At 55.6% G+C, this 7,960-nt stretch carries 7 protein-coding genes and 1 pseudogene; 5 read left to right on the top strand and 3 right to left on the bottom strand.

Going from position 1 to position 7,960, the window contains the following annotated elements:
* Positions 1 to 282: pseudogene (locus ACIQ20_RS01085) on the bottom strand (helix-turn-helix domain-containing protein); the annotation flags it as partial.
* Positions 283 to 412: 130 nt separating this feature from the next.
* Entirely contained in the window at positions 413 to 1,129 is a 717-nt protein-coding gene (locus tag ACIQ20_RS01080) for an energy transducer TonB (RefSeq protein ID WP_395776575.1), read from the bottom strand.
* Between the two features lie 212 nt (positions 1,130 to 1,341).
* Here ACIQ20_RS01080 and ACIQ20_RS01075 point away from each other — a divergent pair, with 212 nt between their 5' ends.
* The gene (locus ACIQ20_RS01075; protein WP_395776573.1) at positions 1,342 to 2,985 is read left to right on the top strand and encodes a GMC family oxidoreductase; all 1,644 of its coding nucleotides are present in this window, start codon (positions 1,342 to 1,344) and stop codon (positions 2,983 to 2,985) included.
* A 2-nt stretch (positions 2,986 to 2,987) separates the two neighbouring features.
* Here ACIQ20_RS01075 and ACIQ20_RS01070 read toward each other — a convergent pair whose 3' ends face one another.
* Positions 2,988 to 5,009 (bottom strand): transglycosylase domain-containing protein, encoded by a 2,022-nt coding sequence (locus ACIQ20_RS01070; protein ID WP_395776571.1) that lies wholly within the window; start codon positions 5,007 to 5,009, stop codon positions 2,988 to 2,990.
* A 251-nt stretch (positions 5,010 to 5,260) separates the two neighbouring features.
* Here ACIQ20_RS01070 and ACIQ20_RS01065 point away from each other — a divergent pair, with 251 nt between their 5' ends.
* From ACIQ20_RS01065 to ACIQ20_RS01050, 4 genes are all read left to right on the top strand, one after another.
* Complete coding sequence (locus ACIQ20_RS01065) at positions 5,261 to 5,590, top strand: hypothetical protein (protein ID WP_395776569.1); 330 nt, start codon at positions 5,261 to 5,263, stop codon at positions 5,588 to 5,590.
* Positions 5,591 to 5,705: 115 nt separating this feature from the next.
* Positions 5,706 to 6,656: a DnaJ C-terminal domain-containing protein gene (locus ACIQ20_RS01060; RefSeq protein WP_395776567.1), complete on the top strand. Its 951-nt coding sequence runs from the start codon at positions 5,706 to 5,708 to the stop codon at positions 6,654 to 6,656.
* A 23-nt stretch (positions 6,657 to 6,679) separates the two neighbouring features.
* Positions 6,680 to 7,420, top strand: a complete 741-nt coding sequence (locus tag ACIQ20_RS01055; RefSeq protein ID WP_395776565.1) for a gamma-glutamyl-gamma-aminobutyrate hydrolase family protein — start codon at positions 6,680 to 6,682, stop codon at positions 7,418 to 7,420.
* Positions 7,421 to 7,560: 140 nt separating this feature from the next.
* Positions 7,561 to 7,911: a PepSY domain-containing protein gene (locus ACIQ20_RS01050; protein WP_395776563.1), complete on the top strand. Its 351-nt coding sequence runs from the start codon at positions 7,561 to 7,563 to the stop codon at positions 7,909 to 7,911.
* Positions 7,912 to 7,960 lie beyond the last annotated feature (49 nt).

The raw sequence follows: 7,960 nt of genomic DNA, 5'->3' as shown, positions 1-7,960 counted from the left end.
TCCCACGGTTGTCTCATCAAGCGAGACTGCAAATTCCTCATGCAGCCACTGGACCAGGTCGATCAACCGCCAGCGAACGACGCCATGGATTGCCGGGATCGGACCACGCTCGACCACCTCGACAAGTGCACGCCGCTGAGCATCATCAAGGCGCGACCGCTTCCCCGGTGCCTTGCCGTCAAGAAGACCATCGGGACCACGAGCATTGAAACGCACCACCCAGTCACGCACGATCTGCAGCCCAACCCCGCCAATCCGCGCCGCCGCGCTGCGGCTGGCACCATCATAAATATCATCCCGCAAGCCAATCGCTGATCCCATAGCAACGCCCTCCAAATCAAGGACGCCATTGATTCACACTTCCACGACTTTGGGAATCCCCCACCTGAGTCACCCTCAACGCAGGCTGGTATTAGTCCTCAAGCTTAAAGCTGATCGTATAACGAGCAGGATAAGCAACCGCGATACCGTCGATTGTTTGGGGTTGGAAAGTCCAAGCCTCCACTGCCTTTCGTGCGGCCTCGGAAAACCCATAGCCTTTGGGTGCCTCATTCACCACCATGAGATTGGCGACCTTGCCTTGGGCGGTAACGGTGAAGCTCAAGGTCACTTCGCCGGAGATTTCCCGGTCGAGCGCCTTTCTTGGGAAGGCTGGATTGGCACCTGCTTGCCGGACTGGGTTGATGATCAAGCGGGGAGCCGGCGGCGTTTCAACCTCTACCTCTGGCGGCAGGGGGGCTACAGTTGGCCCCAATGTCGCATCACCACCCGTGAAGGCCACAGGCCGATCACCAACGGGCCCAATCGGCAGGCTATCAACAGGACCAAGCGGCACGACTTCGGTGGTGGGGCGCTCTGTCACCGTTGCCGTGTCGTTTGAGGTTTGTTGCAATTGCTGATTTTTGACGGGCTTATCGGGTTCGCGCTTAGGCGGAATGATGGGCTTTGGCGGGACGCGTGGGGCCATGTCGATCGGGGGCGGTTCGGGCAATTGCAGCTTTTGGATCGTGGGAACATAGGTCAGGGCGAGATAGCCAAGGCCGAGCCAGAGAATCCCAGACCCAGTAAGAGCGGCCGTGCGGTAGAGCATTTTTTGGGTTGTTGGTGCGAAGGCTTGGGACTGTGTCATGACGCTATCTCCTAAAGCTGGAGCTGATCAGCTGGTTTGCTGGTCTGTGTTATAACAATTAAAACGAATTTCCGTTACGTCAAGTACAAAGTTTACGTAACGTCATGTTGACGGCAGTGTCATTTTTTGCGGAGAAAGCTAGAAAGACCTTTCCTTTGGGTCGGTCTTAGCTAAGCTGTGACCAAATCAAAGCAAAAACAGAGGATACTGGGATGAGCGAAGCCAATCTGCCTGCGGGCGAAACCTATGACTACATCATTATTGGCGCGGGCAGCGCAGGTTGCGTCTTGGCTAATCGTCTGACTGCGGATCCTAAAAATCGGGTTTTGCTCTTGGAAGCAGGTGGGAAAGATACTTCGCCTCTGATTCATATCCCTGTCGGCTATGCAGAGACTTTGAAAGACCCAAAGGTCAATTGGCTCTATCAGACCGAAGAAGACCCCGGCACCAATGGTCGCCAACATGTTTGGCCACGCGGTAAGGTTCTGGGTGGGTCGAGCTCGATCAATGGCCTTCTCTATATTCGTGGCCAACAGCGCGATTATGACATTTGGCGGCAATTGGGTTGCGAAGGCTGGGGCTGGGATGATTGCGCGCCCTATTTCCTTAAGTCGCAAAACCAAGAACGTTCTGGCATGGACGGTCATGCCACAGGCGGGCCCTTAAACGTGTCTGATGTCACCCAAAAGCATCCGGTTTCCGATGCGGTCATTCAGGCAGGCATTGAGGCAGGCATTCCCCGCAATGATGACGTCAATGGCGAGAACCAAGAGGGCATTGGCTATTACCAATTAACGGTAAAAAACGGCATGCGCTGCTCTGCCGCGGTCGCTTATCTCAATCCGGTCAAGCACCGGCCGAATCTGACCATCCGCACCCATGCTTTGGCGCATAAGGTATTGTTTGATGGCAAGCGTGCGACGGGGGTGCTATTTTCTGTCGATGGCGACATGATAACGGCCTTAGCCAAGCACGAGGTGATTCTGTCAGGTGGGGCGATTAACTCGCCGCAATTGTTGCAACTGTCTGGCATCGGCCCAGCCGCCTTGCTCCAAAGCCATGGCATTGAGGTCAAAGTGGATGCGCCGGGCGTAGGTGAGAATTTGCGCGACCATTATGTTGTGGGCATGCGCTATCGCCTGAAAGCGGGTGTGAAGTCGGTCAATGAAATGACCAAGGGCTTGACCTTTGTCGGCGAGGTTTTCAAGTTCTTGTTCCAACGCAAAGGCTTATTGACCTTATCGGCTGCCCATATCGCAGCCTTTGTGAAGACGCGGCCAGACCTCGAAACCCCAGATGTGCAGTATCACATCCTGCCTGCGACAATGGATCATAAGAAGCTGTTTGAAGAACAAAAAATGGTGTTGGAAGATCAACCCGGCCTGACAATTGCACCGTGCCAATTGCGACCGGAGAGCACAGGTCGCATTCAAATCAAGTCGGCTGATCCCTATCAGCATGCGGGCATTTGGCCAAATTATCTGGCCGATAGCCTTGACCAGCAAACCATTGTTGAAGGGTTGAAGATTGGCCGCCGCATGGCCGAAGCACCGTCCCTGGCTGGCCTCATCGAAGCAGAAATGGAGCCGGGCAATGGCGTTGTCAGTGATGAGCAATTCTTGGCCTATGCCCGTGATACCGGATCGACCATTTATCATCCTGTTGGCACCGCCAAAATGGGGCGTGACCCGATGGCTGTGGTAGACCCTCAGCTTCGTGTGATCGGTGTAGAAGGGCTTCGCGTTGTTGACGCCTCCATCATGCCGAGGCTGATTTCGGGCAACACCAATGCGCCGACAATCATGATCGCAGAAAAAGCCTCGGACATGATCCTCGCCGCACGTCAGGCTGCCTAAGCTTAGCGGCCGATATTGGTGGCTGTTGCGGGTACCGGAGTAGGGGCATTCGGGCTCGGCAATTTACGTAATGCGGGCAGGGCAGCCACATCTTGCCCGCCTGCGGCAGCGAACATATCAGCCAAACTCTCATAAAAGGCCGCCAAGGTGTTGGGGCTTGGCCGCTTTAAATCATCCAAAGTGGGTAGCGGCGAAAGTGGCTTGCCTTCATGGGCGGCGGCCATGAAGTCTTCCCAGATGAGTGCAGGCAAGGTGCCGCCAGTTACGCCATTCATCGGGCTAGAGCTGTCATTGCCAACCCAGACACCACAAATGATGTCAGACGTATAGCCGACAAACCACGCGTCGCGAAAATTCTGCGAGGTGCCTGTTTTGCCAGCGGCTTCGCGACCACCGGGCAGGCGCGCGCGCTTACCTGTGCCAAAGGCCACCACATCGGCCAGCATGGCAGTCATTTGACGGGCGCGCAGTGGTTCATAGACTTGGACAGGGGCTTTATTCTCGCGCTGGAAGGCGACGGTCCCTCGCGTGGTGTCGATCCGCTCAATCAAATAGGGATCAACTCGCACCCCGTCATTGGCCAAAGTGGCATAGGCCCGCGTCATATCTAACAAAGTCACTTCACCGGCCCCTAACGAGATCGACAGATTGCGCGGCAGTTCACTGTCAATGCCAAGCCGCTGAGCCAAAAGGATCAGACGATCAATGCCCACTTCGGAGGCTAATTGGACAGCAATTGTGTTGGTTGAGCGGGTAAGCGCTGTCGACAGGCTCATGGCACCGGAATAGCCGCCATTGAAGTTGCGGGGCCGCCAACCGCCAAGACTAATCGGCTTATCCACTCGGATCGTATCGGGCGTCATGCCCTTTTCCAACGCCGCAGCATAAACAAAGGGCTTAAAGCTGGAGCCGGGCTGGCGCTTGGCCATTGTCGCCCGGTTATACTTGCTCTCATCATAATTTCGGCCACCGACAATGGCCAGAATGCGCCCTTGCCGATCCATCGCGATCAAGGCGGCTTGGGTAACGCCGGTGCCAGTGCCGTCACCTACCAGCGCTTGGACAGCTTGCACGGCTGCCGCTTGCATTTTGGCGTCGACGGTCAAGCGCAGAATGCGGTCTGGGGCAACTTGTTTGCCGACGCCTTCAACCTCTTTTTGCGCCATATCAATGACATATCCCATTTGGCCTTCGGGAATGTCAGCTGTTACGCGCAAGGCGACTGGCGTGCGCATGGTCGCGTCCGCTTGCACTTGCGTAATAAAGCCTGCCGCCACCATACGCTGTAGCACGACCGCGCGTCGCTCAATTGCTGGTGCTGCGGTCAAGTCCACAGCCAAGCGGCCAGGTGCCTTGGGCAGACCCGCCAGCATGGCTGCTTCCGATAAGGTCAGCTTACTTGGATGCTTGGAGAAGAATCGCCAGGCGGCCGCATCAATCCCGTAAGCATTTTGGCCGAAATAAATCCGGTTCAGGTAGATTTCGAGGATTTGCTTCTTTGTCAGGCGGCTATCGATCTGCCACGCCAAAACCATTTCCTGCAGCTTGCGCTTAAAGGTCTGCTCGGGACTTAGATAAACGTTTTTGACCAATTGTTGCGTGATAGTCGAAGCGCCCTGGACGGTATGGCCAGCGGTTAAGTTCTCAAACACCGCCCGGCCAATCGACCACAAATCGACGCCCCCGTGTTCAAAAAAGCGCGCGTCCTCGACCGCCAGAAACGCCTGCAGCACATGGGCGGGCAGGGCATCCACGCTGACTTTGCGACCATAGCGAGGACCGCGGATTGTGATGGTTTCGCCTGTGGCATCGACCATTTCAAGACTGGGCTTCCGATTAGCCGTCCAGATTTCTTCGTTTGAAGCGATCTTGGGCAAATCTGATAGAAAGTGCCGCCACGTCGCGTAAGATGTCAGGCAAACTAAGACGAACACGCTGACGGCCAGAATGGTCAGCAAGCGCATGTGATAGGCTTTGATTTTGGCTTTGCGCTCCAATAGGTCCGCGCGAAAGACGCCCTGCATCAGCCTGAAACCCGTCCTTAAAATGAAGCCTCAGAACGCCGCTGATCCGCCCGACGGGTCAAGCTTTATCCATGTAGAAATCGGCACCTAGGGCGATCAGAATCCCGAATTTTCAGGCTTTTGGCGGGGTGGATGACCACCATGCTCCGCTTTCTCTCAGACCGACCCCTTCAATCAGCCATTCTTGTCTTCGCCATCAACGGCCCGGGCCGGTAGGCGCTTTTGGAGAAAGACATGCGACGTGACAGGCAGTGCGACCCGCAAAACAAACCGGCAGCCAAGGTGGCATCCAATTGTCGTGGGTGCGACAGGCCAGCGGTGATGGCGATTGCTGGGCCTTGCCGGATGTGCCGCAGCCGATCATTGCTGAAGGTTATCTTGTATCCATCCTGAATTCTGCAGGCACTCTTCGTCGCACAACCGAAGTTCATGGCCCTTCCTATCTCTATCCAACTGTTGCGGAACTTGCCGATTTTTGTGCTGCGCAGACCCAGATTACGGTGCCCGTCTGCCAGTTAGGGCCCGCTGGTCGGTTGGGCTATCACCTTGAAGAACGTTTCAGCGTGCAACACAATGGTTAGCCCCCCTTTCGCCGCAAGTGGAGAGCGCCTAAGTCTTGGGTATACGCGGTGCCTGGGCTCAAAATTGAAGTTTGGCTAAGCTCGCTGATTAGGCTGGAATTCGGGAGATCAAGGCGTGGCAGAAGAACCTTATGCAGTGCTTGGCGTTGCGCGCGGAGCCCCATTTGCCGAGGTTCGAAAAGTCTATCGCAAGCTTGCAAAAGAATTGCATCCAGATGCAAACCCAAACAATAAAGCGGCTGAAGAGCGCTTTAAACGCGTGTCGGCGGCCTTCACATTTCTCGACGACCCAGAGCGCAAAGCGAAGTATGACCGAGGCGAGATTGACGCCGACGGCAATCCAAAGTTTGCGGGCTTTGGCGGTAGTGCCGGCGGACGCGGGCCTTTCGGCGGTGGCGACCCTTTCGGTCCTGGTGGCCCATTTGGTGGGGCAGGGGCAGGCCGGCGGCCGACGGGACCGGGTCAGCCCGAATTTGAAGACATGTTTGGCGACCTCTTTGGTGCAGCCTTTGGGGCCAGAGGGGCTACGCGGCCTGGATTTCAAGCGGGCACAAAAGGTCAAGACATCCAGACCACCCTTAAGATTGACTTTGAAGATGCCATTTCTGGCGCCAAGCAACGGGTGAATGTGGGCGATCGCTCGATCGATGTGACCATTCCGGCTGGCGTCGAAACGGGTCGAACCCTCAGGCTGCGCGGCCAAGGCGGCCCCGGCCAAGGTGGTATGCCGGCCGGTGATTTAATGGTGACAGTCACGGTAAAGCCCCATCCAATGTTTAATCGCGATGGCGATGATGTTCGCATGGACTTGCCAGTCTCTTTGACTGAGATTCTCGAAGGCGGTCGGGTTGAGGCAACCATTCCCAATGGAACAGTTTCATTGACCATTCCGCCTAACTCTAATTCTGGCTCGGTTTTGCGTTTGAAGGGCAAGGGTGTCGCGCGTCCCGGTGCGCCGGGAGACTTGTTTATTCGGTTGGTCTTGGGCCTGCCCGAGGGCGATAATAGGGAATTGAAGGCGCTTCTGGCAACCTGGTCCAGACGCGACGAGCCACCAAAGCGTTAGGCCAAAAACTAGGATGAGGGGTCATGGGTCTATTGGGCGATAAGCCGATCATCGGCATCATTTTGGACGAAAACACCAGCCAAGGTGGGGCCTCTTATGAGACGGGTAAGGGCTATTTTCGTGCCATTGAGAAAGCCGGTGGAGTCGCTTTAGGACTGCCCTATGCTCCAGATTCCTTAGACTTTGCGCGCGCACAATGTGCCGGTCTGATGTCGACCGGCGCGAGGATCAAGTTTCCCTCTGAATGGTATGTTCCTGGCCAAGAAAGCTATGCACCGCAGTCTGATCGCTTTGCGATAGAGCGGGCCTTGGTAGAGACTTTTGTGGCGGAAGATTGGCCCTATTTCGGCATTTGTAATGGCATGCAAATGCTGGGCTGCCTGTCTGGTTGTCGGATGAGTGGGGATGCGAAGTCCTACACTGATGGCAGCATCGCCCATGATGATCGATCAACCCGTCATGGCCTGAAGGTCACACCGGGCACCAAGCTCCATGCGATTACTGGCCTTGATCATTTGCAGGTCAACAGCTTTCACCGCGAGGCCTTGGTGGAAATCAGCGATCAAGTGATCGTTTCTGGCTTATCGGACGATGGCTTGGTTGAGGCGATTGAGCGCCCTGATCGGCGCTTTGCGATGGGTGTGCAATGGCATCCGGAGCGTTTGATCGACGAAACCGCCGATGCCGACGCGCTATTCAAAGCGTTTGTTGCAGCCGCGCTTGAAAGCGCAAAGACAAGGCGATTACAGCCTTCAACGCTGTAAAGCAGTGTTTTTCGCAGGCTTACCGGATTGTTACACCCTTAGGAGTGCGCGTAAAGTGATGGGGATCGGCGGTCTCCATGAATAAAACTGATCGATCCCGTTTAGTCCACGTTCAGAACCATGCATGTAATCTTGGCCTTATGAAAAAGCTGTTCGCCTTTCTTTTGTGCACGTCCCTCTTAGCCAGCTTCAGTCTGGTTGAGCCAGCGCAGGCAGGCAGGGCAAGTGTTGCGTCATCCGGCTCCTCAGGCTTGGTGTTTCGTGAAGATACGCGCCATGGTGGCCGGTTTCAGCTAGCCAGTCAGATTGTTCCCCTGAGCCAAGTATTGGAGATGATCAACGCGATCGAGCCAGGTAATCAGTTAGATACACAAATTGTAACCGAGAATGGGCGACCGTTTTATATCGTGCGCTGGCAGGCTTCCCGTGGCCGGATCATGATTTTCAAAGTCGATGCTCAGTCTGGGCAAATTGTCGGCCGACAAGGTTAGGCTGCCTGCGCTTGCAGCCCCGCGCCAACGGAATGGCGACATGTTTTTG

Source organism: Aquidulcibacter sp. (assembly GCF_044346625.1).
In the GTDB taxonomy this organism is placed as follows: Bacteria; Pseudomonadota; Alphaproteobacteria; order Caulobacterales; family Aquidulcibacteraceae; genus Aquidulcibacter.
This window is presented reverse-complemented; position numbering and strand designations above follow the sequence as displayed.